This is a genomic window from Roseibacillus persicicus (assembly GCF_014651675.1).
GTDB lineage: Bacteria > Verrucomicrobiota > Verrucomicrobiia > Verrucomicrobiales > Akkermansiaceae > Roseibacillus > Roseibacillus persicicus.
In genome coordinates this window covers 218965-245535 of sequence record NZ_BMXI01000004.1, presented here as the reverse complement: position 1 = coordinate 245535, position 26571 = coordinate 218965, and the positions used below count along the sequence as shown (strand labels likewise).

The following is a 26571-nucleotide window of genomic DNA, read 5'->3' as shown; positions in this document are numbered from 1 at the left end:
GGAAGGCCCCGAAGAGCTTTGTGGTCAAAGGAGACCCTCACAATCTTTCGACGTGATCGGAAGAAAGGGGAGAGGGGTGTTCATCGTAGTGACGAGGCGTAGAAGGTTGCCTTCAAAGGCGTTTTGCGGCTGGGGGCTCGTTCGAGTGCAGGGAAAAACCAATTTATTTTTTCCAAACTGGCTAGCCTGCGGACGTGTCCCTAATAAGGGGTGCGCAAGCAAGTTGCTCGTCGGCGTAAACCTGACAAATTTATGAAAATCGGATTAAACATGCACCTGTGGTCGACTCACATTACGAGCGAACACTTTGGTGCCATTGAGGAGTTGAAGGCCATTGGATACGATGGTGTGGAAGTATTTTTGGCCAGTCCAGAGCGTGCAAGCTATGACGAATTGGGCGCTTTTGCCAAATCCATCGACATGGAGGTGAATGGATGTCTGGGCGTGGGACCTGATCAAGACCCCATCTCGGAAGACCCCAAGGTCCGGCAGGCGGCTCTTGATAAGCTGAAGGAAGCCATCGACAACATCCACGCTGCGGGCGGGAAAAACATTTGTGGCCCGTTCCACTCGGCCTTCGCCAATTTCTCCCGCAATGCACCCCAACAGTTCGAGTATGAGCGTTCGGCAGAAGTGTTGCGCGCGGCGGGTGAGCATGCGGCGCTAGCTGGCATCACCTTGACTCCGGAGTCTCTCAATCGCTTCGAGTGCTATCTCTGCAACACCATGGCCCAGCTTCGTCATCTCGTGGACTTGGTGGACCACCCCAATGTGCGGGGAATGTTCGATAGTCACCACGCCAATGTGGAGGAGAAGTCTTTCACCCAAGCCATTGAAACCATCGCCCCAGTGATGGCTCACGTGCACATCAGCGAAAACGATCGCGGCACCCCGGGTGAAGGGCATATTCCTTTTGATGAGATCTTCTCCGCAGTCGCGAAAACAGGCTACGATGGCTACTACACCATCGAGGCTTTCTCGCGTGATGATGTCGATTTCGCCAACGCCATCAACGTGTGGCGCGACTACAATCCCCGCATGGATATTTGCCGCAACGGCTACCAGTTCGTCAAAGAAATGCACGCCAAACACAAGGTATGAAAATGAAATTTGGAAACGAATGTTACACCTGGTTCATGAAGGAATCGGGAGCTTATTGGGCCAACAAGCTCGATCACATGATCGAGGTCACCGCCAAGGCGGGGATGACTGGTATCGAGCCGATTTTCCCTTGGATGGGAGACCTTGCGGACCCGGGTCTCTTGGCCGAGAGCTTGCAAAAGCATGGCGTCGAACTGGCCGCCATCGCCTTTGTGGAAGACTGGAATCATCCCGAGGAAACAGAAGCGGAAAAAGAAAGTGCCGCCCGGGCCATCGAGTTGCTCAAGCGCTTTCCGGGCGCGGTTCTGTGCACCGTGCAGATGCCGACGGGGCGCCATGATCTAGAACAACGCCGCAAGAACCTGGTGGCGAACGTGAACGCGGTTTCGCGTCGGGCGGCCGATGCGGGCATCAAGTGCAGCTTTCACCCCAACTCACCGGAGACCTCGACCAATCGCACCGAGGAGGATTACAAGGTCATCCTCGAGGGCCTCGATACTTCGGTCACGGGCTGGACTCCCGATGTGGGGCACATCATCAATGGCGGCATGGATCCGCTTGGCAAAATGAAAGAATATGCCGACCTCATCAACCACGTTCACTACAAGGACTGGGACGGCAACCCCGAGTTCGCGCTCATGGGGCAGGGCAAGGTCGACCTCGTCGGGGTGACCCAATGGCTCAAGGACCGCGACTATGACGGGTGGGTCATCTGCGAAGACGAGGCTCCCCGCGCGGTGGATGATCCGGATGGCGTGACCCTCCACGACGGCCAGTGGATTCGCGAAACCCTCATTCCTTCTTTGACCTAAATTTCTTCAGCAAAAACCTATGCCAACAGTATCTACCAACGGAATCGAGATGAACTACGAGGTGCATGGCGAGGGCGAGCCCCTCATCTGCATCATGGGCATCACCGCGCCCGGCGAAGTCTGGGAAGAACACGTGAAGGTCTGGAGCCAGCACTACCAGTGCATCACTCCTGACAACCGCGGAGTCGGTCTCACAGACAAGCCGGAAGGCGACTACACCAGTGCGATGATGGCCGATGATTACGCCGGCCTGATGGACGCGCTGGGAATCGAAAGCGCCAACATTGTGGGCTGCTCCATGGGCAGCATCATCGCCCAGCAACTGGCCCTGCGTCATCCTGACAAGGTCAAGAACGTGGTCTTGATGTGCTCTTGGGCGCGCTGCGATGCCTACGCCAAGTCGGTTTTCGAACACATCAAAACACTCAAGGCCAAGGTCTCTCCTGCAGAGTTTATGGAATACATTCAGCTGCTCATCTTTGCCAAAAAGAGCTGGGATGATTCCGAAGTCTACCAGTCGATGTTAGAGGGGCGACAGGCGGCGATGGAGAATGAAAATCCACAACCTCTCCACGGTCTCTGTGGACAAGCGGCCGCCTGCATCAATCACGATGTCTACGACCAGCTGAAGGATATCAAAGCTCCTTGCCTCGTCATCGGTGGGGAAGACGATCAGTTCACCCCCCGATGGATGGCGGACGAGATTCATGCCGCGCTGCCGAACAGCACGCTGCACCTTTATCCCGCCTCAGGGCACGCGTTCCATTGGGAGAATTTGGAAGACTTCAATCAGCGCGTTCTCGACTTCGTGGGGAGTTAGAAATTCGATTTGAAATGAAGGAGCCAAGAACAATGCGTTGGAGTCTATGCTCCATGGTCTTGGCCCCTTTTTTCTTGGTCTCTTGCGCTCAGACTCCCGCGCTGCCGCCGAGTCTTCGTCCAGCCAAGTGGGCTCAGCCGGTCCGCTTGGCGGGAGTGCCCAATCTCTATCAGGTCTCGCCGGAGCTTTATCGCAGCGCCCAACCGACCGCGGAGGGTATGGCAGCTTTGGAAGAAAAAGGCGTTCGCACCGTGATCAATTTGCGGGCCTTTTCCGACGATGAAGAGGAGGTGTCCGGCACTACTCTGAAAACGGAACGCATCCCGATTCTGACTTGGAGTCCCGATGGTGAGGATGATGATCGGTTTCTCCACTTGTTAGAGAATTCGCCCAAGCCGATTCTCGTTCATTGCAAGCACGGCTCCGATCGAACAGGAGCGATGTGTGCCGTCTATCGAATCGAAAAGCAGGGCTGGTCCGCTGACGAGGCCGTCGGCGAAATGACTTCCGGCGGCTATGGCTTTCATCGCATCTGGCGCCACCTTCCTGGCTGGGTGAGGGAAGGGAGAAAAGGCGAAGAGTAATGGCCGACTAGGCTAGGGCGAGTAAGATGGGGGGATTCTACCCCGCTGTTCTCCAACTCTTCGCCTCTATTCCGACCCTACTCCTTCATGCTTCGCAGCTCGACCTCTTCTTCCGCTGTTTCGATGTCTTTGATGAGTTGGTGCAAGTATTCTCTCTGTGGAGTCAGGCCGGTAGCTTCGGGATGGACCTGCAGGTCGTTTTCCAACTGACGAAGGCGAGGAAGCAAAGGCTTAGCCGCCCCTCCGTAGGTGGCCAGGACGGAGAGACACTGGTCCAATCGCTTGCGCTTGCCCCACTTGTCAATTTCCAGAATATCAAGGCAGAGTGCCATTCCTTCTTCGATGCGATATTTTGCCAAGAGTTCGATGCCATTGATGCGGATTCCGCTGGCGAACATCACGCCGCTGGGACTGGGCTCTTTGATCGCTTTGAGAATCGCTGGCAGCAGTGGCTTCAGCTCCTCGTAGCTGAGATTGCGATAGACGGAGGCCACCGTTTCCCGCGTTCTGCCATCGGGATTGGTGAGAATCTTTTGAACCGCTTGAAAAAGAAGATCCCGATCCACGTTTTCAACCGAGTTGGCTAACAAGCCGACGTTGCCAAGAATCTTTTTGGAATCAAAGAGGCCGAGAGCCAGGTAGCGTTGGGTGATTTCCAGAGGGTCGGATTCGTCTTCCACAATCGCCAGGCGAAGGAGGGCGGGGATTGCCGACTTGGAAGCTTCTCCGATATTGGAAAGCGCGGACACGGCTTGAATCCGGAGCCAGGTGTCTTCGGACCAGAGGAGGGCTTGCAAAGGCTCGACCGCGGATTGGGCTCGTTCCTCGAAAGCGGCCAGACCCTGACAGGCTCCATAGCGGGCGGTGAGGTTCTCGGCATTGAGCATCGCGATGAGGTCGGGAAGATGGGCTTCACTGCCTTCCTTTTCAGCCAAGGCTTGGGCCGCCCGGAAGCGCACCGCAGGGGACCAGCTTTGCAGGTCTTGCAAAAGCACCTCTGCAGTCTTTTTACGATAAGGAGCGAGACCTTCGTCCCAGACGGTGAAGTCCGCGCCATCGGTAATCACGGAGTCCAGTTCCGAGCCCGCCAACTGATTGGCAGGAGAGGTTCCCCGACCGGTGATATAGAGTCTTTTGAGAGAGAGCGCGTAGGTCAGCATGAAGGCTCCGGTGCTGTCCCATCCCGCGTAGGAGTGCTCGCCTTTCCCCGAGTTGGCCCCGCCCTGATAGGGGAAGCTGCCGTCCCAAGAACGGTTCAAGTCATAGAACCAGCGCTGGGGTTTCATGAATGCGGTGGTGGCTTCGCTGCCTGCCCGTCGGGCTCCCAACGGTCCCCAGAGGAGGCTGAAGTAGTTGCCGGTGTGACCTCGTTCGCGCTCGCCGTAGGACGCTACCGTCATCTTTGAAAAAAAGCGGACGCGCTCGCTCTGGTCCTGCAGATCAAAGAGGACTGCGGCCATCGAGTTTTTGCCGTTGTCATCATGTCGGTCCCAGTTGGGCAGGTGATCTCCGTAGGGAATCGAGCCTTTGTTGGCATAGAAGCCAATGAACTTGTTCGCCTTGGCGATGGCATCATCGACCTCATCGTTTTTAACTCCGCATTCCTTTCCTAACACCAGCGAGAGATGGCAAATCAGGCCGGCGCTATTGAGCGCTCCGTAGCCGGACAGCACGCCGTGGAGCTTGCCCGCATTCTTGTCCGGCCACGCCATGGCATGTCCCCAGGAGCCGATGAAGCTTTGTCCTTTGGCGATGTTGGTGGTGTAGAGTTCGATGGCAGGAAGGACGGCTTCGTCGCCTGTTGCCAGAAAGTATTCGCAGAGAAAAAGGTTGATGTAGCCCCAGCCCCAGGAGGCCATCCGACTGTGGGAATGCAGCGCAATCTCCAGATTGACTGGTGCGAAGGCATGGGCGTAGCGGGTGACCAGGGTGGCATACTCCGGCTTGCCACTGGCGAGCAGCGCCATGGCATCCACCGCGTTCATGATGTCGTCACTGGAGTAGGTTCGGAAGCGGTCCGGACCTTTGCTGAGAGGCGAGCGAAATTCGGCAAAGTCCGCTTCGAGTCGTTTCGCGATGTGAGCACATCCTTCGGCGAGAATCTGCTGGGACTTTCCGCAGTCAAAGGGAGAGTTCTCGCTGTAGGCGCCTTTCTTTCCAATCGGCAGAACCACGGTGCTCGTTTCTCCTTCGCGCCAACGGATAAGGCTCAGTTCGCCCGAGCCAGCTTCCGCTTCGCCAATGGCAGTTCCCAATTCCATACGGGGATCGTGTGCAAAGGATTCTTCGCTGACCCCCAGAATGACATCGCCCACCTGCAGTTTTCCATCCGCCGGTGAGCCTGCGGCGACTTCGGTGACTAGAATTTGACGCGCTTTGCTGGTCTGGAGTTTGTAGCCCCACATCCATCCTCTGGCGCCAGTCGGTCCGAGGTTCCAATCATGTTTGTCGTCCTTCTCGCCTCCTGCAGTAAAGTCCGGGACAGGGGATTCTCCTCGACGGAGAGCCGCCTGGGCGGGGGTGGAAACGGAAAGGGCACACAGGCAGACCATGCTGAGAAGGCCGCGGGAGGAGGGAGTGAGTCTCATGATTTTCAAGTTAGTCAGAAAGTGGATTTTACGAGCGGAATTAGCAATACTGTTTTCCGAAATCAATCTTGCGAGAAATTTTCTCGCCGTCGGTGTCGGCTTAAAAAGAGGGCTGGTGCATCCCAAGTTTCTTCTCAGACCAGCTGGGAAAGGTTAGACTCCTTTTTATGCGAAACATTCTGACGTTTCTGGTCATCGCCTCCCTTGGTATTCCATCGATAAAAGCCCAGTCCCTTGAAGAGGTGGAAGTCGACCCCAAGTTAGCCCAGGCGCTCGACGTTTTTTCTGAAGAAAAAGGAGCAGAGCCAGTGAAGGTTCCCAAGGCCATTCGTCAGTATTTCAATCAGCTTTCCAAAGCAACCCGCAAGAAGAAGGAGCTCGACGCCACCCGATTTCTATCCGCAACAGGACTGTTTAATGCCACCAAAGAGGCAGGTGCCTTTGAGGGAGTTGCAGAAGATAAGGTGAGGGCAATCGAAATGGCCTTGCCGACGGCGATCAACGCAATGAGCGCTCCCTTGAAGATGCTTGCCTACGATAAGTTCAAGGTCCTTCGAATAGAAAAATTGGAGGCAGGTCAGCGCATCGTCTATGTTCGCCTCTATGATAACGAACTGAATGTGACCACTCCCATGCGGTGGTGGCTGGTGAAGGAAGAGGATATCTATCGGGCCTATGACTTCGAGGATCTTTCGGTTGGACTACGCACCACCAGCATCATGACCGCAGCCTTGATCGCGAATATGGGGGATAAAGTTCCCGAGTGGTTCCCGGCCGTGATGGCGGTGGTAGTGCCGATGCAGACTCTGGATATGGGTGATCCGGATTCTTGGGTCAAGTTGGAGAAGCCCATCTTCGCTTTGGCGGAAACCGAGTTGCCTGACGATTTCCGCAACTTTGCGAGTGTGATGAAGGTGGCGGTCTTTCAGGTTAAGGGAGAAGTGCAAGGGGCATTGGAAGAACTCGCCGCGGCCAGACAAGAAGGCTTCGATTGTCCGATGTGGCACTACCTCAAAGGTTCGGTTCTGAGTGCGGATGAGAATTATGATGAGGCGATTGAAGAGTTCGCCAGTCACGCCAAACTCTTTGGCTGGGATAGTGATGTCTTGGAGATGGTTTCAGATTGCTACTATGAACTGGGAGATATGGAGCATGCGCGAGAAGCTGCTTTGCGAGGACTGAAAGACAATCCGTTGTCCTGGGCCTGCGCTGCTAGTCTGGCGGCCAGCAGCAATTTGATGCAGATCCGCGAGGAGATTCCCGGAATCTTTAAGCAGGGACGCGATGAGGAAGTGTTCTACGAATCAGCGTTGGATTATCTCTTGGACCTTGAGGAGAATGAAAAGGCCAAGGTTCTCTACTCGGTTTTTCAAAAGGCAGTCGGCGAGAGCGACCTCTTTGAATACTACGATGAAGTGTTCGCCGACCTCGAGGAGTAGGGGCACGAGAGCGCCAGGGGCTGACCCTGTTCTTTTGGGAACGACAGGCTTTCGATGAGAGATTTGATTTCCCGAGGCGAAGAGCAGCCCGACGAGATGACGCTGTTTTTCGGGCGCGAAGCTTTCCCGCAAGGGCTTAATCCGCTTGGCTACAGGCGTGAGGCACTTTCACTTTATAGGTATTTGCGGGACCGCGATGGGGTCGGTGGCAGCGGCGATGAAGCGCGCGGGTTTTGAGGTCACGGGCTCGGATACCAACGTCTACCCTCCCATGTCCACCTTCCTGGAGGGCGAGGGGATTCAATTGTTCGAAGGCTACAAGCGCTCGAACATTCCGGAAGAGGCCGAGGTCATCATCGTGGGCAATGCCGTCAGCCGGGGCAACGAGGAGGCCGAAGAGGTTCTCGACCGCAAGCTGCTCTACCAATCTCTCCCCGAAGTCCTCAAGGAACACTTTTTGCGTGGAAAGCGGAATCTCGTGATCGCCGGCACCCACGGAAAAACCACCACCAGTTCGATGGTGGCGTGGCTCCTGAAATCCGCGGGCCGCAATCCCAGCCACATGATCGGTGGCGTGCCGAAAAACTTCGAGCGTGGGGCGGAGTTCACCGACTCCGAGTTCGTGGTCTTGGAGGGGGACGAATACGACACCGCCTTTTTCGACAAGCGTTCCAAGTTCCTCCATTATCTGCCCGAGGTGGCGGTGATCAACAACATCGAGTTCGACCACGCCGACATCTATGAGGACCTCGACGCGGTGCTTCTGACCTTCTCCCGCCTCCTTCGCATCGTGCCGAGCAATGGAGTGGCCTTCTTGAACGGAGATTGCCAAAACTCCCTCACCCTGGTGGACGCGGCTCCGTGCCCGATTCAGCTCGTGGGCTTGGGTGAAAACTGCGCCGTCCGCATCAGCGAAATGGTGCCCAAGGATGGCAAGACGACTTTCAAACTGAATGGCGAGGAATTCCTTCTTCCCATGACGGGCGAGTTCAATGTGCGCAACGCGGCGATGGCAATTTGCGTCGCGCGCCAGGCTGGTCTGAGTGATGACGAGATTCGCGAGGGGCTTGCTTCCTTCGCGGGCATCAAACGTCGCCAGGAAGTCCGGGGCGTGGAGCGGGGGGTGACGGTCATTGATGACTTTGCCCACCATCCCACTGCCGTCGAGCTGGTCATCGAAGGTCTGCGCGAAGGGTATCCCGGTCGCCGCCTGATTGTGGTCCTCGAGCCTCGCTCCAACACCATGCGACAGGAAGCACACAAAGGAAATCTCGCGGGAGCCTTGGCCAATGCGGACCTCGCCGTCGTTCCTCCGGTTCTGGAGGCGGGCAAAATCGCGGAGGACGACCTGCTCAATGTCCCGCAACTCGTCATCGATGCCAATGCGGCGGGTGGCAATGTGCGGAGCATTGACTCGGTGGAAGACATCGTGGCCTGGGTCGCAGACGAAGCCCAGGAAGGGGACCTGGTCGCTGTTCTGAGCAATGGCGGATTCGGAGGCATCCACGGCAAGTTGCTGGATGCTTTGAAGGGATAGACTTTTCCCAAAAAAGGCCGGGAAAGTTACTTTGCGACCTTCATCTCTGCTTTCCGCATCGGCATGCCGTCGATGCGGGTGAACAGTTCCTGTAAGTTCAGGGTGTCTGATTGCCGGGCCTTTTCACCGCCGTCCTTTCCGATGAGGATGAAGGTGCTGCCTTCTGGAGAAAGGGCAAACTTCTCGCGGAGTTCCTCCCGCTTTTCACCCGGCATGGAAATGACCTGAGGCCAGTCCAGAGCCGTTTTCGAGAGATTGATGATGACCAGATCTCGGTTCGCGAGGGACTCTTTTTCTTTCTTTAGCAGCTGTCGGAGGGCTTCTTTTTGGGCTTGGTCCGCGCTGGGATGAATCAGGAGAATGCGGTTCTTCCATTGGTAGTTCTTCAATGGATTGGCTGGTAAGGTAAGAGTCATGGCAAGGAGACTGGCAAAAAGGGCTTTCACTCCCGAAATTAGACTCTTTGGCCGACTTGTCCAATTTGTGTCTCAATTGAGAGAAGGGCTTGTGTCTGAGATTCACTCCTGACAGCTTCCCGCCCATGAGCAACTTCGAGGTCGAGCGGTCTACCCTGATCGGGATTCCAGTAGAACAAGTTTACGCCACCGTGCGTGACTTCAAGACATGGCCCACGTGGTCCCCTTGGCTTTGTGCCGAGCCGGATTGCGCCCTCGATTTCGCCCCCGATGGCAGCCAGTATTCGTGGAAAGGTGACATCGTGGGGTCGGGGGAAATGAAGGTCACAGCCGAGCGCGAAAACGAGTTCATCGAGTATGACCTCACCTTTCACTCGCCTTGGAAATCGACGGCCAAGGTCCGCTTTGTTTTCGGTCGGGAAGGGGATCGCACCCGCACCACTTGGTTGATGGATGGCAAACTGCCATTCTATATGTTCCTCTTCAAAGGGATGATGGCTGCGGCGATCGGCTTGGATTACAAGCGTGGTCTCGCGATGTTGAAGGACCTGATGCAGAAGGGTGAGGTTCCTTCCAAGTTGGAGTTCCTGGGGCAGAGCAAGTTTCCGGGACTGTCCTATGTTGGGGTCAAGACCACCTGCCGTATTGCGGACGTGGCCGAGAAGATGGAGGCCGATATGCACCGCATCATCAAGTGGGCCCAGGACCAGCACATCACGCCAAGTGGGAAAGCGCTTTCCATCTATCACAAGTGGTCTGTGACGCAGGGCACGACGACCTACACGCTGGGCTTTCCGGTGGAAAAGATTCCGGGCTGGTTGCCGGAGGACTTGGTTTCGGGAAAGATTCCCTCCTGTGACGTCGAACGCATTCGCCACACCGGAGCTTACCTGCATCTCGGCAATGCCTGGTCTGCGGGGATGGCACGCATTCGCGCCAAGGTGTGGAAGTGTAGCCGGGGAATCCATCCCTTCGAGATCTACGAAAACGATCCCGCCGAGGTGTCCGAGAAAGAGTTGGTCACCATGGTCCACTTCCCCTCCAAAAGCTAAGTCACCCAAGGACCGCGAGTGCCCTCACTCGCCCCAACGAACTCGTCGGCATCTCGGGAAATGGATAGGGGTATATGAGCCGCGGATGTTTGGTAAGTATCGCAGTCCTCTTACTGCTAGTGGTTGGAGGAGTAGTGGTTGATTTGGTTGTCCCATCTCAAGCGATAGCAAGGCTTCCGAAGTCAGCGACGAACAAGCAGGAATATTACCAAGGGGTCATTGACTATGTTCGGCTGGTGAAGGCGTCTCTTCCTCCAGAAGACTACGAGGAATACGCCAAGAGCATGGGCTTCAAGACTCGATTTAGCGAGAAAGACCCGAATCGAACGTATGCCAATTTAGGGCATGGTGATGCTCCTGAATGGTGGGATCCTCCGAGGGCAGACGAGACGACGTATTTCGAATATGAAGAAGGCTGGACTCGCTTCCTGAAATATAAAGAGGGGGTGGTCTACTATAGGGACTGTTCTTGGTAGAGAGATAGGACCACCTGAAGGAGGTGGAAATTCCATAGAGGTTGCTTTGATTTCTATGAGAGTGTGCTGGTGGGGTTATGGCTGACGGAACGCTGGGGCGAGTGGGGGCACTCGCGGTCCTTCTTTAGTAATCGTAGTCCCACTTGTCGTTCTTGTAGGTCAGGGTCACGGACTTGTTGAATTCGGTGCAGAGCGGGCAGACGCCCACTTTGCCGAACACGCGCCCCTTGCCCGAGAAGTTGAAGTCATTGCCAACCTTCGCTCCAATGAGCGTCAGTTCGCCTCCCACTTCTACGGCACAAAGAGCGCGCCCTGATGCTCCCACAAGCATCTTGCCGCCCACTGTCGGCCCTTCGGCAAAAACGAACACGCCCACGCCAGCCTTGGCGCTCAGGCTAAAGAGGCAACCCACACTCACGATGGGAATCTGCGCCTCGCCATAGGCATAGATTCCGGTGAAGGGGGGATCGCCGAGCACGTTTTCCACATCGGGGTCGACCAATCGGAGAGGTTCTAAACTACAGGTGCGGCCGAAAAACACGCCGCCCGCCAGCTGATAGGAATCGAATTCCAGTCCCACTTTCGCCGCCATGTAGTTCTCGTCGATGCCGAACATAGCCGCTGCACCCAAAGAGGTGACCTCCATCGCTTCAAATTCCAAGCTCCCTCCCGTCATTTCAAAGGAGCCCCCCATTCCGCGGAGTGAAAAACCGCTGCCCGTGTCGAAAGTGAATTTGCCTTCGATGTCGAAGCGGGGTTCGCCTCCCAGGAAGCGGGCGGGAATGTCGACGGCCCCCATCTTGACCTCGGCAGCATATTCTCCATCACTTTCATAGCTGCAGACATCGCTTCCGAGCGAGTCGAGTTGATTGATTTCGAAGTAGCCGGCGATGTTGAATTCGTCGGGGAGCTGAAGCTCGATCTCCGCATCCAGCCGCAGGGTGCGCAAGGCATCTCCGTTGATGTGCGCATACCCGTCGATCTTGCCTGCGGTACCCACACTTGCCAAATCGTCGAGAAGGTTCTGGAGGCCGGAATCAACTGGCATCACATCTTCGACCAACTCGGTAAGCATTCGATTGAGCTGGGCAAAGCCGGAAGAAATGCCCTCGTTGAGGGAGGCATTGAGGTCATACAAATAGGAGGCCAAAATGACGCGAACCTCGCCAATGAGAGCAGAACCGTCGAACTGGTCACGCAGGGCAATGTGAAGAAGTTCCTTCACCTCTTCCTCGGTGTATTCGGTGAGGTCCACAGTTTCGATAAACTCCTCTGCAACTGATTCCACGCTGTCTAAGAGAATGAAGATTTCCGCGCTACTGGCAGCAAAGGCGTCTTCCAACGCCTCGAAGAGAGTGAGCTCTTCCCGAATATCCCCAATCGTGTTGTGAATCTCCATCAAGGTCTCCTTGACCGCCTCGATGGAGGGAGCGACTTCCTCCAGAGCCGAGATCAGCTCGTCTTCGACTTCCGCCAGCAGGGCTCCGGCAGCGGCATTGAGAACGGCGGAAAGGTTGTCCGCTATCTCGGGCGCGAGTTCTTCCAACAGGGCAATAACGAGAACCTTTGCGATCTCATAACCCAGCTCATCGGGCGTTCCGTTTCCGTCGGCATCGGTGCGGGCAAAGAGTCCTTCCACTGCGGTGCTTCCGGCCGCAATCACCGTGTCCTCCGGCACGGTTAGGGTGGGGTTCCCGAGAATGACTTCCGAGCTGTTATCGAACTGGACCTGTCCAATCACCGCCCGAATCGCCGCTTGCACCTGGGCCAAGGAATGGTCTACCGAGTCGGCCAAAGACCCCGAGTCTCCGGGGGATCCTGTGAGGTTTCTCAAGGCATAATAGAGAGTGCCGGGTCCGTTGGTATTGGTGAAGGTGTCGATCGCGTTCTGCATCGCCACAGGGTCACCATTGGCGGCAGCGAGGACGTGGTAGAAATCTTCAATTACGGGATCAATGGCCGACTCGAAGAGCTCGTCGAAGAGTTCGTCCAGCCTGTCATTGAGAAGGCTTTCACCCGCATCCAGCCCCTCGAGCAGCACATCGGTGGCTTCTTGCGCGAGGCTTTGGGTCAGGGCTTCCAATACGCCGGTAGACTCGTCGATTGCATTGATGGCGAGGGAGGAGAGATTGATTTCCGGAATGCCGAGATCAAGGGATGCTCCGAAATCGAGTTCGGCATTTTCGGCCGAGAGATAGGTGAGCTCATTCTCGGTCGTTAGCACCATGAGGTCGTTCGTTTTGGGTGCAATGGATTTGAAAGAGCGGGAAGCGGTGGACCATTGCAGGGCGTAGTCGAAGTCAACGACATTGAGCCAGTCGTGCACGGCATGGATCTGGTGGTCGGCCGAGGTCGCGCTCCGATAGTTCGCCAGAGTTCCACTAGCCGGCCTCCCCCGATTGTTGGGGTCAAAGTCCGCGCTGTCTTCGGTACGAATCCCAGCCTCGGTCCAGCCGCCCAGCATGTAGATGAGGTCGGTGGTATTGTCGGGCTTGGCGCCGGTTTGCACGTGCACGATCGGGCTTTCAAAGAAGGAGACATCCAGTTGCCCGTGGAGATTGAGAAGGCCGACGTCGGCGCTCTGGTTCTCGGCGAGTGAGAAGTTGTCAAAGTAGGCGTCGGCAATGGGGGTGAAGTGATAGCGTTCATCACCCGGGCCATCGATATAGGCGTTGCTGGTCAGGCTGAGCCGCGAGTCCACGCCCTCGGGACCAGTGCCGTTGTCGGAGTCCTGCAGGGTCGTGAGATTGCCGTCCGCCTTGAAGCCAAGCTTGCCAGCGAGGGCAGTCGAGAAATTGGAGGCGTAGGCGGTGACTCCAAGGGTGAGATAGGCCTCCGAGGGATCGCACTCGCCCCCGGCGGGAGGCTCGAATTGGGCCGCGCTGGCGACGAAGGGAGCTTGCCAGAAATCGAGGTCATCCTCCAGCGTTCCGCCATCGATTTCTGCCGTGGTTAGTGCTCCCAAGCAGTTGAGGTAAAGCGGATCGAACGCTAAGGTGAACTCCGAGGGATAGGGGACGTCCATGCTGCCCGCAGTGATGGACTCGTGCACTTCGCTGGATAGGAAAGAGAAACCGAAGGCGGTGAAGTCAAAGTCGTAGCCATAGATTTGCACCGGACCGGTGAAGGGATTTGCGGAGGGTTCGTGGATGCCGCTGACCCCCGACAATCGGGTGTAATATTTTGCCCGGTTGGAAAGGGTGTAGCTGGGGGTGGTCACGCCACCGATGGTGCTGACTGCACTTACCGAGGCTTCGTCTGCCACGCGGTAGTTCATTCCAGGATAGTCAGCAAGCCCCGCCAAATACTCGGGCGTCCCCGGGCGCTCATCAACGCTCGTGTCATTTGCGGAGAAACCGGAACTGAGGATTCGGCCGGGTCCGTTCTTTAGGTCCAGACCTTGTTCTTTTCCCGAGATGAAGTGACCTGCCATGAGGAAGCGTCCGTTGGCAAAGATGGTGCTGTCATGGGCATAGGTGACCGTTGAAGAAGAGAGCGCATCAATGTAGCCCATCACCACATCGCGTCGCGAGCTAAGCTGAACAAGGTCTCCGCCCGTGGACAGACCTCCATCCAGAGTGAAGGCGAGGTCGGCGGTGGGAGTGATTTTCGCGGTAGCGAGACCGATGGCCCCGCAGCCCATTGCCGCCGCATCCGCACAATCACGGGCAAAGCTGACGGATAGGTTCCCGGGGTTGTCTAGCGAGCTGTCAGTGGGGACCGGAAGATCATTTTCGATCGCGAGCACGCTCGGGTCGGCCCAAGAGAGTTCGGCGTCGTAGGGGAAGTGGCTGTGAAAATCGCCCGCTTCGATTTCGAGTTCGATGCTGAGCTCTGCCGTGCCCAGCGTGGAAGGCTCGATCTTCGGGGTGGGAAGCTGAGCCGTCACCCCCGTGACATGCTTGTAGTAGTTTTCGTTGGAGCGATAGAATTTGTCGCCTGCGGGGAGGGGCGAACTGGCCAGCACTTGCTCCTCGTGGTCGCGGATGTATTGCACCGTGATCGCGCCCCCGGGTTGAATCGCCCCTTCGGCTACATCCCAGAGGATGGACGCCGAGGTGATGGCGATGGGCTTGATCTCTTCTACCAAAGTATATTTGGCTCCCGAGGGATGGACGAAGAGAATGTTCGCCGCAGTGGGAGTCAAGGTGGTGGTCATGAGCCGGGTGCCGGCATCCAGGGTGGACTGGTAGACCTTGGGCTGGGTGTTTTCCGGGCTCTGATTGTGGACCCCGAGACCGGCTGGCAGAATCAGGGAAATATCGGCATGCACGCCATTGCCGTCGAAATACATATTCGAGCGTGTGAAGCGGATCAAATTGACAGACCCAATCAAGCCTTGCAGCGGGATGGTAATGTCGATGGGAAAGGACAGGTCCTCGAGCTCGGCATGCCCGTCGTCGTAAAGGTGGACAAAGTATTCCCGCGTGGCGGCAAAGGTGTAGTTGGGATAGCCCTCGATGGTTCCCGCAGGATTGGTGACGATGGAGAAGAGTTTGCCGCCAATGATCTGGTCGTTGACCCGGTCGTCGGCATTGTCCAGCGAGTCCATGATCAGATTGACACTGTTGCCATCATTGACTCCCACCAGTTGGCCGTTGAAATGATGCAAAATCTCCGATGAGGAGCTCACATTCTGTTGGTCATCCAAGTAAATAGAAGAGTCCTCCACCTCTTCGTGCGAAAGGCTCACGCGGACATAGTAGGTCGAGGAGAGACTGGCCAATTGGGTCGTGGGCTTGAAGGTGAATTCCTTGATGACCTCTCGGGTGTAGGGCTCCTGCACCGAACCGGTGTAGTGAAACTCGTCCATATTGCGGCCAAAGTTGGCGTCGTCGTCCGCCACCGCGATGAGGTTGTTAGAGCCTTCCTCCCGCAGCTCGTAGGTCACTTTGCATCCAATGAGGTGTTCGTCAGGGACTGTCTCCAGATAGTCATCGTAGCGATGCAGAGTGATGTTCGCGGTGGCCTTGAACTTCTGTTTCTCGGGATCGGTATGGGTTTGGAGAGCCCAGCGGCGGTCCCAGTCGATGGAGGTGATTTCCCCCAGAACATTCACCTCGGTGTCGGAGTTGTCGGTGTTTTCGAAATGGAGAAATTGTTGCGCTGTGGTGTCGAGGCTATCCTGCAGCACGTAGGTGCTTCCCGTGGTTTGTTCGAAGAGTCCGACCCGCACGTAGTAGTTTTTCCAAGGAACGAGGGTGGAGGTCGGGGTGATGGTGCGGGTGCGGAAATCGTTGGTGGTAATCGTTCCCGCGTTGACCGAGAAGGGGATTCCCTGATCGGTGCTGACCAGCGCATTGGTGCCTGCTTCGCGAACCTGAAGATCAATGCGAAAGTCCGTTGACTCCACTCCGCCTGAATTGCTCACGTAGCTGAAGTCGACTCGTACGCTGATTTTATCGCGGTCCAAGCCTTCTCGACTGGCGTCGGAGGCTATCACATAGGGGCCGCTGTTGATGGTGACGGTGGAGATGGTCTCGTTGACCGCGCCGTGGCTAAGGGCGGCTGCGAAGAGACTGAAGAGGAGAGTGAGGCGTTTCATGGAGGTCCCGGTTGACTGGGACTACCTGCCAAATCCCGGCCTCTGACAGCCGGGTGCGAAAAAAATCCTCCGATTCCAATTTTCGCCTCTTTTTGGACACAAAGCGGGTTGAAATCCCTGTGAGCTGGTGAAGACTTTGCCCATGCCCAAAGACGATCCCAAGGAGCCCAAGAACCCGAAAACCCCCGAAGAATTGCAGAAAGTCTTCCAAGATTTTTTCGGCAAATTCGGGAATGTGAGTTTCGATATTGGCGGGATGGATGCCCCCACTCCCGATGATGACGGCGAAAAGGAAGTCGAGGTGGTCGAGTCCCAGTCGATTTTTGATTTCGACCTCTTGCCCCGCGATGTGAAGCGTCACCTCGACCGCTTTGTCATCCGACAAGATGAGGCCAAGAAGGCTTTGGCGATCGCAGTTTGCGACCACTACAACCACGCCAAACAGATGCGTGCCCTCGAGGAAGAGAATGGTGGCAAGCTTCCTGATGGGATGGAATATCAGAAGCAGAACGTCATGATTGTGGGACCGACCGGGGTGGGGAAAACCTACCTCGTCAAACACATCGCCGAGTTGATGGGCGTTCCTTTCGTGAAGGCTGATGCCACCAAGTTCTCGGAGACTGGTTATGTCGGCGGTGATGTCGATGACTTGGTGCGCGAGTTGGTGCAAAAGGCCGACGGCGACGTCGAGATGGCGGAATACGGCATCATCTATATCGACGAGGTCGACAAGCTGGCGAGCAAGCCCGGAATGTCGGGGCGCGATGTCAGCGGACGCGGAGTGCAGACCACTTTATTGAAGTTGATGGAAGAGACCGAGGTGCCCATGACCAATCCGATGGACATGCGCGCCCAGATGAAGGCCATGATGCAGATGCGGTCCGGCGGGGGCTCGAACAAGGACACCATCAATACCCGTCACATCCTCTTCATCGTGAGCGGTGCTTTCTCCGGCTTGGAGAAAGTGGTGCAGGGCCGCCTCAAGAGCGGTCAGATGGGATTCGGCGCCGAGATTTCGGAGGCGGTGTTGGATGGCGAATCCTTCCGCGAGGTCGAGACCCGGGACTTTGTCGAGTTCGGCTTCGAGGCCGAGTTCGTGGGCCGTCTTCCCGTGCGGGTGATTTGCGAAAAGCTCACCGCAGCAGATTTTGTCAAGATTCTCAATGACTCGGAGGGCAGTATCCTGCGCCAGTATGAACGCGAGTTCGAGGCTTACGGAATCGATGCCAAGTTCCAGCCCGATGCCATCGAGATGATTGCCCAGTTGGCTGAAAAAGAAGAGACGGGGGCCCGGGCCCTGATGACCGTTCTGGAAAAACAGTTGCGAGACTTCAAGTTCGACCTGCCTGGCACCTCGGTCAGCGAGTTGATCATCGACCGTGATTTGTTAGAAAACCGCGAGGCCAAGCTCAAGGAGTTCGCCGAACTCGGCAAGCGCGTGGACGTGAAGAAGACCCGCAGCGAAGTCGAGATTTGGGAGAAGGAATTCAGCGAAAAGCACGAGGTTTCGGTCAAGCTGGACGACCAGGCAGTGCTCGCCCTGGCGGAAAGAGCGACTGAACAGGGAAGAAGTGTCCTGCAGGTTTGCCGCGAGCGATTCAAGGATTACCAGTTCGGTATCAAGCTGATAGAGAAGAACACCGGACAGCGGGAGTTTGTCCTGACTCCCGATGCGGTCGCCGATCCAGACAAATTCTTGAGTGAAATGGTAGTTTTGAGTTACAGTCGCGATTCAGACGCTTCTCCAGCGGCTGAAAACGACGCATGAACAAACCGCATTCACTCGCTTCACCAACAGTTTGGCTGGCCTCCGGGATGGGCTTGGTCGTGGGGCTAGTCTGTCTTGTCATGGGGGCGGGTGATGGCTTCGCGGCGTGGCTCAAGGCTGGCTACGAGGCCCAGGGCTTTCCTGCCATGAGCGAGGTGGGCAGCAGTTCGCCGATTTCTCTCATCGTGATGGTCATCCTGACCTTTGGAGCTGTTTTCTCGATTGAAGGGACTCCGGGGGTGGGGCGGCGTTTGATGCTGATGCTCAGCGCGCTCGTTCTCATCGCGATGGCTTCGCCGATTTTGGCATTGTGGGGGCTCTTCTGGAGTCCCTTGGTGCTGATTCTCACTGTGCTATGGGCAGGAATGGCCGCGATGGTGCACGCCCATGGACGGGATAAGGCCGAAGTGGTGCGGAGCTCCGAAGAGAGAAGTGTGATGCGCATGAACCCTCCGGTATCGCCTAACAAGCGTCGCAGCCGGCTCTAATTGCAGGTGTTGGCTGTCCAATCTCCGAGACCCTCCTGACATAGGGTTGTCAGGAGAGTGTGTTTCGTATGGGGTGGTCATTCCATGAGCGCTCACGAGAAAATCAACTACGTCGAATTCGCAGCCAAGGACTTGGGCGCGACCAAAGACTTTTTCCGCAAGGCCTTTGCCTGGGAGTTCACGGATTATGGGGAGGATTACACCGCCTTTTCGGGGGAAGGCCTGGACGGAGGATTCTATCAGGCTGACCTCGCCACCAGCGCGGAGCGTAGGGGAGCACTTATTGTTTTCTATAGCGAGGGCTTGGAAGAGACTTTGGAAAAAGTGAAAAAGGCCGGAGCGGAAATTACCCGCGAGATTTTTTCTTTTCCCGGGGGTCGCCGTTTTCACTTCCGCGAGCCGAGTGGAAACGAGTTCGCAGTTTGGTCAGACAAGGGGCTTTAGAATTTCACGAACAAGGCCATGAACCGAATCGACCGACTGACCGCCATGGTACTGATGCTGCAGGGGCGGCGCGTGGTGACGGCGGAGCAAATCGCCGACCACTTCGAGATTTCGGTGCGCACCGTTTACCGCGACATCGCGGCCCTCGGCGAGGTCGGGGTCCCCATCGTTGCAGAGGCGGGGGTGGGCTATTGCCTGATGCGCGGCTATCACATGCCGCCGGTCATGTTTACCGAGGACGAGGCCGCCGCGCTCTTCATGAGCGGGGAATTGGCCGAGCAGTTCGGGGACGAGTCTCTCAAGAAATCGCTGCGGGGTGCTTTGCTGAAAGTGCGCTCCGTCTTACCCGAGGAGAAAAAGGACTATCTCAGCCGCTTGGGCAATTCGCTGGGGGTGTGGAGTGGGCGAAAGAATCAGGAGGAGGTGAGCTCGCTGATGTGCGTTCAGGAGGCGGTGGTACGACGGAGATGTCTCGCGCTCAGCTACAATACGGGTTCACGCGGCGAAATCTCGGAGCGAGTGGTTGAGGCCCTCGGGGTTGTTTTTTACGGAGGCCATTGGCACCTCTTGGGCTGGTGCCGCCTGCGGAAAGCGATGCGCGACTTCCGCCTCGACCGCATCTCGCGGTGGGAGTTGTCAGAAGAATGCTTCGAGGGACATGATGACTTTTCGCTCATGGACTTTCTCGAATGTGAGGCGGATGGGGAAGACCTCGTGGACGTGGTGGTCGAGTGCGAGGCTTGGGCTCTGGAGCGTTTGCTCTCGGACATGCCAGCGCGTCGCATCGAGAGAACTTCGTTGGCGGATGGTCGCTCGCGGCTCAGTGCGGAGGCCTTTTCGCTCGACTGGCTGGCCGCCTGGTTGCTTGGGCTGGGCACTGGCGTGCGGGCGGTTGCCCCGGAGGAGTTGGTGGAGAAGGTTGTTTCCGCTGCCCGTGGAGTGGCTGCCCAATATAAAACCGAAAAATCCGAGCTACCCGAAACGCTCCTGACATAGGGTTGTCAACGCGTCGTGTTCAAATGAGCGCGAGTCAGTTGAGTGAGTTGACTGATTCCCTAACAGATATGAGCAATATACAGAATGCGTTGAATTGGTTTGAGATTTATGTGGCGGACCTTTCCCGGGCGAAAAGCTTCTACCAAAAGGTCCTCGATATCACCATGGCTCCGATGGAGTCGGAGACCTGCGAGGGAGTGATGTTTCCCTACGAAGAGGGCATCGTGAGCGGAGGACTTTTAAAGGTCGAGCATTGTCAGCCGGGCCCAGGCGGCACTTTGGTTTATCTCAATGCGGACGGGAAGCTCGACGCCATCATCGCGCGAATCAAGGAAGCGGGTGGGAAGATGGTGCTCGAGAAGATGGAGATTCCTCCCCATGGGTTCATCGCGGTCTTCGAAGATTGCGAGGGCAACCACGTCGGTTTGCATAGTATCAGCTAGCTTTTACGAGGTTATTCAAAGGGTCGCGCAAGTTGGAGCTATGGCTTCAGCCTGCGCGATTTTCCGTGATTCAGAGGCTGAGGGTTTTTGCTAAGAAGTTGCTGAAAGATAGTCTCTTGAATCACCTTACAGAGGGGCTCTAAACTGAACTACCCATGATAGATCTCAAACCTGCCTCTTTGCTATTTTTCTCCCAACTGGCACTCGTTCACGCGGAGGCCTCGACCGAAATCGAACTGCATTCTCCCAACGAGGAGATCAAAGCCCGTGTCTTTGTGAACGATAAGGGCCAGCCCGGCTACGAGTTGTGGCACGGTGAGGCGAAGGTCATTCTTCCTTCCCGCCTCGGTCTGACCGTCGAGGGAAGCGCAGTCGCCTCGGACAAGCTGGTGATCTCTTCCACCGAGCGGAAGACCAATCAGTCGAAGTGGAAGCCAGTCCTGGGCGAACAGGCCGAGATCGAAGACCACTACCATCAGGCGCTGGTGACTTTTGCCCCAGAGGAGGGAGAGGCTCCAGCCTTTCAACTGGAGGTGCGTTGCTATGATGAAGGCTTCGCCTTTCGTTATCACCTGAGCTCCGAGAAGCCCTTGACCATCTCGGGAGAGTTGAGCGAGTTCACCTTTGGTGGGGACTACCCGCTGTGGAGCACGCGGGAAGTGGAAGGAGATTATCTGGAAAGCCGGCTTTCGGAGCTTACCCCTAACCGCATCCGTCCGATTGTCATCGAGGTGGAGAAGGGGCCATTCGTTGCTTTGGGCGAAGCGGCTTTGGTCGACTCGGCCCGCATGAGATTCCAGCCTTCACCCGACAAGGCTCATACCGTGATTCCTGACTTGGCCGGGAAAATCAAAAGCAAAGGCGACTTCACCAGCCCTTGGCGTTACGTGATGATGGGCGCGGACGAAGGGGAGTTGATTGAGAACAAGACGCTGGTTCCTAACTTGAACGAGCCCTGCGCGATTGAAGACCCGTCGTGGGTTCGGCCTGGAAAGGCGATTCGTGCGGAGCTAGCCACCGAGCAGGCCAAGGCGTGTGTTGATATTGCGGTGAAGATGGACTTTCAGTATCTCTTGCTGGATGCGGGTTGGTATGGACCGGAGCGCTCGAACTCGTCTGATGCGACCACGGTTACAGTCGACCCTGCCCGCAGTCATGGCGAATTCGATCTTCACGAGATCATTCGCTACGCCACCGAGCACGAGATTGGCGTCTTCGTTTATGTCAATCGACGCGCATTGGAAAAGCAGTTGGATACCTTGCTGCCGCTTTACAAAGAGTGGGGCATCTCCGGGATCAAGTTTGGCTTCGTCAATGTGGGGGCTCAGGAGTGGACCGTTTGGTTGCACGAAGCGATCAAGAAGTGTGCGGAGTATGAGCTGATGGTGGATGTGCACGACCACTATCTGCCGACGGGCTGGAGCCGCACCTATCCGAACCTTTTGACTCAAGAGGGGATCGGTGGAAACGAGCAAATGCCCACTGCCGAGCACAACGTGAACCTCGCCTACACCCGTTATCTCTGTGGCGCTGGCGACTACACCGTTTGCTATTACAGCGGTCGGATTCAAACTACCAGAACCCATCAGTTGGCGGCCTCGATCGTTTACTACAGTCCCTTGCAGCTCATCTTTTGGTATGATCGCCCCGGGACCATCCGCATCAGCCCCGAGCTCGATGTCTTTAAGGAGGTCTCCACGACTTGGGATGAAACCCGCTTCGTGCAGGGGGAAATCGGAGAGTATGTTGCGATGGCGAGACGGAAGGGCGACAAGTGGTTTGTGGGTGTTCTCAATAGCCAGAAGGAGCGCGAAATCTCGCTTAACTTGGACTTCTTGAAAGAAGGACAGAAGTATCAGGCCCGCATTTTCACCGACACCGATCCCAGCGGCAAAAAGCCTACCGAGGTTTCCCGCGCGACTCAAGAAGTGAGCTCGCAAGACAAGATGAGCGTGTCCATGGCCAAGAACGGCGGAGCGGCTTTCATCTTCTCCCTTGCCGAATAGGCCCGGACCGCGAGTGCTCCTACTCGCCCCCGTGCTCTCGTCATATGCCAAAAGGCCATTCTCCCATCTCGTCCGACCTCGCTCAGACGGGAAGGGTGGCTTCGTCGCAATTCCGTTAGAGTAGAGTTCCCTGTCCATCCGGACTGGGGGGCTCGGCTCCGATCTTGTGATAGGCCGGAGGGAGTGCCACGCGACCACGCGGAGTGCGCTTGAGAAAACCTTGCATGATGAGGAAAGGCTCGTGGACTTCTTCCAGTGTGGACTCGTCCTCGCCCACCGCAGTGGCGAGAGTTTTGAGCCCACAGGGGCCTCCCTGGAACTTGTAGATGAGAGCCTCTAACAGGCGTTTGTCCATCTCGTCGAGACCATCGGAATCAATATCGATCATCCCCAAGGCCGCGATGGCGACGGGACCAGTGATCTCGCCTTCGGCGCGGACCTGGGCATAGTCACGCACCCAGCGCAGCAGGTTGTTCGCGATGCGGGGAGTGCCGCGTGAACGGCGTGCGACCTCGAGTGCGCCTTCGGCACTGATGGGGACATCGATGATGCTGGCGGTGCGCTCAATGATGAAGGCAAGCTCCTCGGCAGTGTAGTAGTCCAGCCGATTGATTAGCCCGAATCGGGACCGCAGAGGCGCGGTCAACTTTCCGGCACGGGTGGTCGCGGCCACGAGGGTGAACTTGGGCAGGTTGAGCTGAATGGAACGCGCGGAGGGGCCGGAATCGATGATGATATCGAGACGATAATCTTCCATCGCGGGATAGAGATACTCTTCGATCGCGGGGTGGAGGCGATGAATCTCGTCGATGAAGAGAAGGTCGCCTTTCTGCAAGTTGGTGAGGATGCCAGCCAGGTCACCCGCCTTTTCGATTTGGGGTCCGGAGGTGGTGTGGAGATTGGTGCCAGTGGCGGCGGCGATGATGTTTGCGAGAGTGGTTTTCCCCAAGCCGGGAGGGCCGGAGAGCAGCACGTGCTCCAAGACGTCCCCCCGTTGGCGCGCGGCCTCCACCATGAGAATGAGCCTGTCCTTGACCTTTTCCTGCCCATGGAAATCAGCGAAATCGGGCGGACGCAAAGAGACATCGAAGGGCGTGTCTTCTTCGGGTGCCAGCTTGGGATCGAAAGGGTCGGTCATGTGCTGTTCTGATGATTAACCACGAAGGGCGCGAAGAGCACGAAGGTTTTCTGTCTTTTGCAGGGGGTGGGTTTTCTTGGGGAGGGAATTGGGAACCGCAGATTGACGCAGATGAACGCAGATTGACGGACCTGTGCTCATTAAGGATTTTGAAAAGTGATGATTTTGAAATGATTCAATTGAGCCTCACTGAGATTGTCTCAATGAATCGAATCTGCGTTCATCTGCGTCAATCTGCGGTTGGAATGAAAAACTATCCCAACCGCCCTGCAAAATCCTCATAGCCAAACCGCCTCACAGTCTCAATCTCTCCTCCCTCGTGCAGCAAAGCCAAATCAGGATGCGGAACGCCGTTGAAGAGGGTGGACTTGACGAAGGTGTAGTGCGCCATGTCGTCGAAAACGAGAGTGTCGCCAATTTCCAACGGGCGCGGGAAGGCGTAGTCGCCAATGGAGTCGCCCGCGAGGCAGCTGGGGCCACCGAGTCGGTGGAGGTGCGGGCCTTGTTCGGTGGCGAGCTGGTAATTCTCTCCTGCCAGACAGACTGCGGGTGGGGTGGCGGCGGGCTCGCCATCAGCTACTAGAAAGACGTCCGGCCGGTAGGGCATCTCGAGGACGTCGGGCATGTGGCAGGTGGCGGAAATGTCGAGCACGGCATGGCGCGTGCCCTGGCTTTCGAAAACGTCGAGAACTTGCGCGTGGAGCACCCCAGTATGGATGGCGACGGCTTCGCCGGGTTCGAGCCAGACTTGAATGGAGTATTTTTCCTGAATGCGCTGCACCAATGCGATGAGGGCCTCGCGGTCGTAATCGGGCTTGGTGATCCAGTGGCCGCCGCCCATGTTGAGGTCGGTGAACTGCGGGCTGGCCAGCAGATGGCCAAAGTCACGCTCGACGGCCTCCATGGTGGAAACCAGATCGCTGGCGGGCTGCTCGCAGAGGGTGTGGAAGTGGAGGGTGGAAAGCCCGCTGAGGTCGGCGCCTTCCAGCTGGTCGCGGGTGACCCCCAGACGGCAACCGGGGGAGCAAGGATCGTAGAGTGGAGTCTCACCGGTGGAGTGCAGTGGATTGATGCGGAGACCGAAATGAATCTCTCCCGCTTGGGCGCGGGGATGCGTCAGGCACACTTCCCGAAAGCTCTTCCATTGGGACAGGCTGTTGAAATCGAGATGGGTGGTGAATTCTAACAGCTCCTCGATATCGCCCCGGGTGTAGGCGGGGGAATAGGTGAGGGTTTCTTTGCCAAAATATTGCTGGGAAAGCTTGGCCTCCCAAAGCCCCGAGGCGCAACAACCCGAGAGATAGGGCTGCAGTTTGGCGAAGGTGGGCCAGAGGGAAAAGGCCTTGAGCGCGAGAACGATCTTGGCACCCGAGCGCTCGGCGACTTCGCGCAGAATGCTGGCGTTGCTTTCGAGGGCCGGGAGGGAGATGAGGTATTGCGACACGAACGTTACTTGTGATTGTAGACTCCCCAGACCGGACGAGCATTAAGGGTGATTTCGTCATCAATCTCCTTCATGCGCTTTTGCAGGCGCGCCACGATTTCAGGGTGCTTGGGCGCGAGGTTGATGGTCTCGGAGAGGTCGTTTTCCAAGTTGAAAAGTTGCTGGACCAGTTTTTTCTTTCTCGTCAACTCGAGGAGTTTCCAAGGCCCGATTCGGATACCAGCGAGGGTGCCGTTGGAGGTGTAGTAGACGAACTCGTTTCGCGGCGAAGCCTCGTCGCCCAGCACAATGCGGGAAGCATCGTAGCCATCGCAGTTATGTCCTTCGGGTAGTTCGGTCCGGGTGATGGAGGCCAGGGTGGGGAGAAGGTCGAGGGTGGACATCATTTGGTCGCAGGTGGTGTCGGGGCTGATGTGACCCGGGGCCCACATGACGCAAGGGACCCGCTGGCCGCCTTCATAGTTGGTGCCTTTGCCCTCGCGCAAGGGTTCCGCGCTTCCGCCATGGTGCTTGAAGGTCAGCCACGGGCCGTTGTCGGAGGTGTAGACGATGAGGGTGTTGTCGGCGATTTCGAGCTCGCGCAAAGTGCTCACCAAGCGGCCGACCTGGTCGTCGATGTGCTCGATGACGTTGATGTAGGCGTTCTTGGGGTCGGCATCGCGCACCTCATCCGGCACATACAGGGGGATGTGGGGCATGGAGTGTGGCAGATAGAGGAAGAACGGTTTTTCCTTTTCCGCACAGTCATTCACGAAGGTGATGGCGCGGTCGGTGTAGCGGCGGGTGATGGTGCGCTGATCGACCGGCACCTCGGTGATGGTCTCGTTTTCGACCAAGGGCGTGTTCCAAGCGGTGATAGCGGATTCGGGATCGTTCCAGAGCACATCCATTCCTTCCGATCCGCCTTTGGGTCTTTTGGAGTTGTCGGGATGGTTCATGTCGTTGGAGTAGGGAATCCCGAAATAGGAATCGAAGCCATGGGCGCGAGGAAGGACCTCGGGCTTGTGACCGAGATGCCACTTGCCGACACAGGCGGTAGCGTAGCCGTGGGAGGAGAAGTGGTCGGCCAAGGTGTATTCCTCCGGATTGAGCCCAAAGGTCGACTTGGGGAACAGAACGTGGCGATGCATGTTGATCCGCTTGGGGTAGTTTCCGGTCAGGAGCGCGGCGCGCGAGGGCGAGCACACCGGACTGGCAACGTAAAAGGAGGTGAACCTGCGTCCCTCCTTGGCGAGTTGGTCGATGTGAGGGGTTTTGATGGTCTTGGAGCCGAAGCAGCCGAGGTCGGCGTATCCTTGATCGTCGGTAAAAATGACGATGACATTGAGCGGGGTCTTGGCCGCGCAGAGCAGGGCGCTCGTGAGAAGGAGAAGAAGGGGTTTCATAAGAGAAGCTTGCGGAGAGATGAGGTGGCTGACCAAGAGAAAATGAAGTGATTGAAAACCCGCGCCGAAAAAGTCGGAACGAGCAAGTG

The 26571-nt window shown here is 56.8% G+C and carries 21 protein-coding genes; 15 read left to right on the top strand and 6 right to left on the bottom strand.

From position 1 onward, the window contains the following. The first annotated feature begins 252 nt into the window (after positions 1-252). Genes IE099_RS06665 through IE099_RS06650 form a run of 4 tightly spaced genes read left to right on the top strand, consistent with a single transcriptional unit; the run spans position 253 to position 3317 of the window. A complete protein-coding gene (locus IE099_RS06665; RefSeq protein ID WP_189568601.1) occupies positions 253-1101 on the top strand; it encodes a sugar phosphate isomerase/epimerase family protein in 849 nt (282 codons plus the stop codon). Next, positions 1098-1913: a sugar phosphate isomerase/epimerase family protein gene (locus IE099_RS06660; RefSeq protein ID WP_189568598.1), complete on the top strand. Its 816-nt coding sequence runs from the start codon at positions 1098-1100 to the stop codon at positions 1911-1913. The genes IE099_RS06665 and IE099_RS06660 overlap by 4 nt, the downstream gene beginning before the upstream one ends. A 19-nt stretch (positions 1914-1932) precedes the next feature. Further along, positions 1933-2733, top strand: coding sequence for an alpha/beta fold hydrolase (locus tag IE099_RS06655; protein WP_189568595.1), 801 nt, complete (start codon positions 1933-1935; stop codon positions 2731-2733). Between the two features lie 32 nt (positions 2734-2765). After that, a complete protein-coding gene (locus IE099_RS06650) occupies positions 2766-3317 on the top strand; it encodes a fused DSP-PTPase phosphatase/NAD kinase-like protein (RefSeq protein ID WP_189568593.1) in 552 nt (183 codons plus the stop codon). Between the two features lie 77 nt (positions 3318-3394). Here IE099_RS06650 and IE099_RS06645 read toward each other — a convergent pair whose 3' ends face one another. Next, entirely contained in the window at positions 3395-5905 is a 2511-nt protein-coding gene (locus tag IE099_RS06645; protein ID WP_189568591.1) for a DUF6288 domain-containing protein, read from the bottom strand. A gap of 167 nt (positions 5906-6072) precedes the next feature. On the opposite strand from IE099_RS06645, the gene IE099_RS06640 reads away from it, so the two are divergent. After that, positions 6073-7344, top strand: a complete 1272-nt coding sequence (locus IE099_RS06640) for a hypothetical protein (RefSeq protein WP_189568589.1) — start codon at positions 6073-6075, stop codon at positions 7342-7344. 157 nt (positions 7345-7501) lie between these two features. After that, positions 7502-8881: a UDP-N-acetylmuramate:L-alanyl-gamma-D-glutamyl-meso-diaminopimelate ligase gene (gene mpl / locus IE099_RS06635; protein ID WP_229809422.1), complete on the top strand. Its 1380-nt coding sequence runs from the start codon at positions 7502-7504 to the stop codon at positions 8879-8881. A 26-nt stretch (positions 8882-8907) separates the two neighbouring features. On the opposite strand, the gene IE099_RS06630 is transcribed toward mpl, so the two are convergent. Beyond that, complete coding sequence (locus IE099_RS06630; protein ID WP_189568583.1) at positions 8908-9327, bottom strand: DUF4174 domain-containing protein; 420 nt, start codon at positions 9325-9327, stop codon at positions 8908-8910. Positions 9328-9422: 95 nt separating this feature from the next. Here IE099_RS06630 and IE099_RS06625 point away from each other — a divergent pair, with 95 nt between their 5' ends. Together IE099_RS06625 and IE099_RS06620 are read left to right on the top strand one after the other, a co-directional pair. After that, positions 9423-10349 carry an SRPBCC family protein gene (locus tag IE099_RS06625; RefSeq protein ID WP_189568580.1) on the top strand — a complete coding sequence of 309 codons (927 nt, stop codon included), beginning with the start codon at positions 9423-9425 and terminating at the stop codon, positions 10347-10349. Between the two features lie 74 nt (positions 10350-10423). Continuing rightward, positions 10424-10825, top strand: a complete 402-nt coding sequence (locus IE099_RS06620; protein WP_189568577.1) for a hypothetical protein — start codon at positions 10424-10426, stop codon at positions 10823-10825. Between the two features lie 124 nt (positions 10826-10949). On the opposite strand, the gene IE099_RS06615 is transcribed toward IE099_RS06620, so the two are convergent. After that, the gene (locus tag IE099_RS06615; RefSeq protein ID WP_189568574.1) at positions 10950-16370 is read right to left on the bottom strand and encodes an apolipoprotein A1/A4/E family protein; all 5421 of its coding nucleotides are present in this window, start codon (positions 16368-16370) and stop codon (positions 10950-10952) included. A gap of 142 nt (positions 16371-16512) precedes the next feature. Here IE099_RS06615 and IE099_RS06610 point away from each other — a divergent pair, with 142 nt between their 5' ends. The 6 genes from IE099_RS06610 to IE099_RS06585 all read left to right on the top strand — a co-directional run bounded on the left by IE099_RS06610 (position 16513) and on the right by IE099_RS06585 (position 22515). Then, entirely contained in the window at positions 16513-18138 is a 1626-nt protein-coding gene (locus IE099_RS06610) for an AAA family ATPase (protein WP_189568571.1), read from the top strand. Further along, positions 18135-18626, top strand: a complete 492-nt coding sequence (locus IE099_RS06605; protein ID WP_189568569.1) for a hypothetical protein — start codon at positions 18135-18137, stop codon at positions 18624-18626. The genes IE099_RS06610 and IE099_RS06605 overlap by 4 nt, the downstream gene beginning before the upstream one ends. An 84-nt stretch (positions 18627-18710) precedes the next feature. Then, positions 18711-19070, top strand: coding sequence for a VOC family protein (locus IE099_RS06600; RefSeq protein ID WP_189568566.1), 360 nt, complete (start codon positions 18711-18713; stop codon positions 19068-19070). A gap of 18 nt (positions 19071-19088) precedes the next feature. Then, positions 19089-20066 carry a helix-turn-helix transcriptional regulator gene (locus tag IE099_RS06595; protein ID WP_189568563.1) on the top strand — a complete coding sequence of 326 codons (978 nt, stop codon included), beginning with the start codon at positions 19089-19091 and terminating at the stop codon, positions 20064-20066. Positions 20067-20089: 23 nt separating this feature from the next. Then, complete coding sequence (locus IE099_RS06590; RefSeq protein WP_229809421.1) at positions 20090-20509, top strand: VOC family protein; 420 nt, start codon at positions 20090-20092, stop codon at positions 20507-20509. 155 nt (positions 20510-20664) lie between these two features. After that, positions 20665-22515 carry a glycoside hydrolase family 97 protein gene (locus tag IE099_RS06585; protein WP_189568560.1) on the top strand — a complete coding sequence of 617 codons (1851 nt, stop codon included), beginning with the start codon at positions 20665-20667 and terminating at the stop codon, positions 22513-22515. Positions 22516-22630: 115 nt separating this feature from the next. Here IE099_RS06585 and ruvB read toward each other — a convergent pair whose 3' ends face one another. Next, the gene (ruvB, locus tag IE099_RS06580) at positions 22631-23653 is read right to left on the bottom strand and encodes a Holliday junction branch migration DNA helicase RuvB (RefSeq protein ID WP_189568557.1); all 1023 of its coding nucleotides are present in this window, start codon (positions 23651-23653) and stop codon (positions 22631-22633) included. 11 nt (positions 23654-23664) lie between these two features. Here ruvB and IE099_RS06575 point away from each other — a divergent pair, with 11 nt between their 5' ends. Continuing rightward, a complete protein-coding gene (locus IE099_RS06575; protein WP_189568555.1) occupies positions 23665-23937 on the top strand; it encodes a hypothetical protein in 273 nt (90 codons plus the stop codon). On the opposite strand, the gene nspC is transcribed toward IE099_RS06575, so the two are convergent. Continuing rightward, positions 23907-25097: a carboxynorspermidine decarboxylase gene (gene nspC / locus IE099_RS06570; protein WP_189568552.1), complete on the bottom strand. Its 1191-nt coding sequence runs from the start codon at positions 25095-25097 to the stop codon at positions 23907-23909. The two genes, IE099_RS06575 and nspC, sit on opposite strands and share 31 nt — an antisense overlap. A 5-nt stretch (positions 25098-25102) precedes the next feature. Next, entirely contained in the window at positions 25103-26482 is a 1380-nt protein-coding gene (locus tag IE099_RS06565) for a sulfatase family protein (protein ID WP_189568549.1), read from the bottom strand. Between the last annotated feature and the right edge of the window lie 89 nt (positions 26483-26571).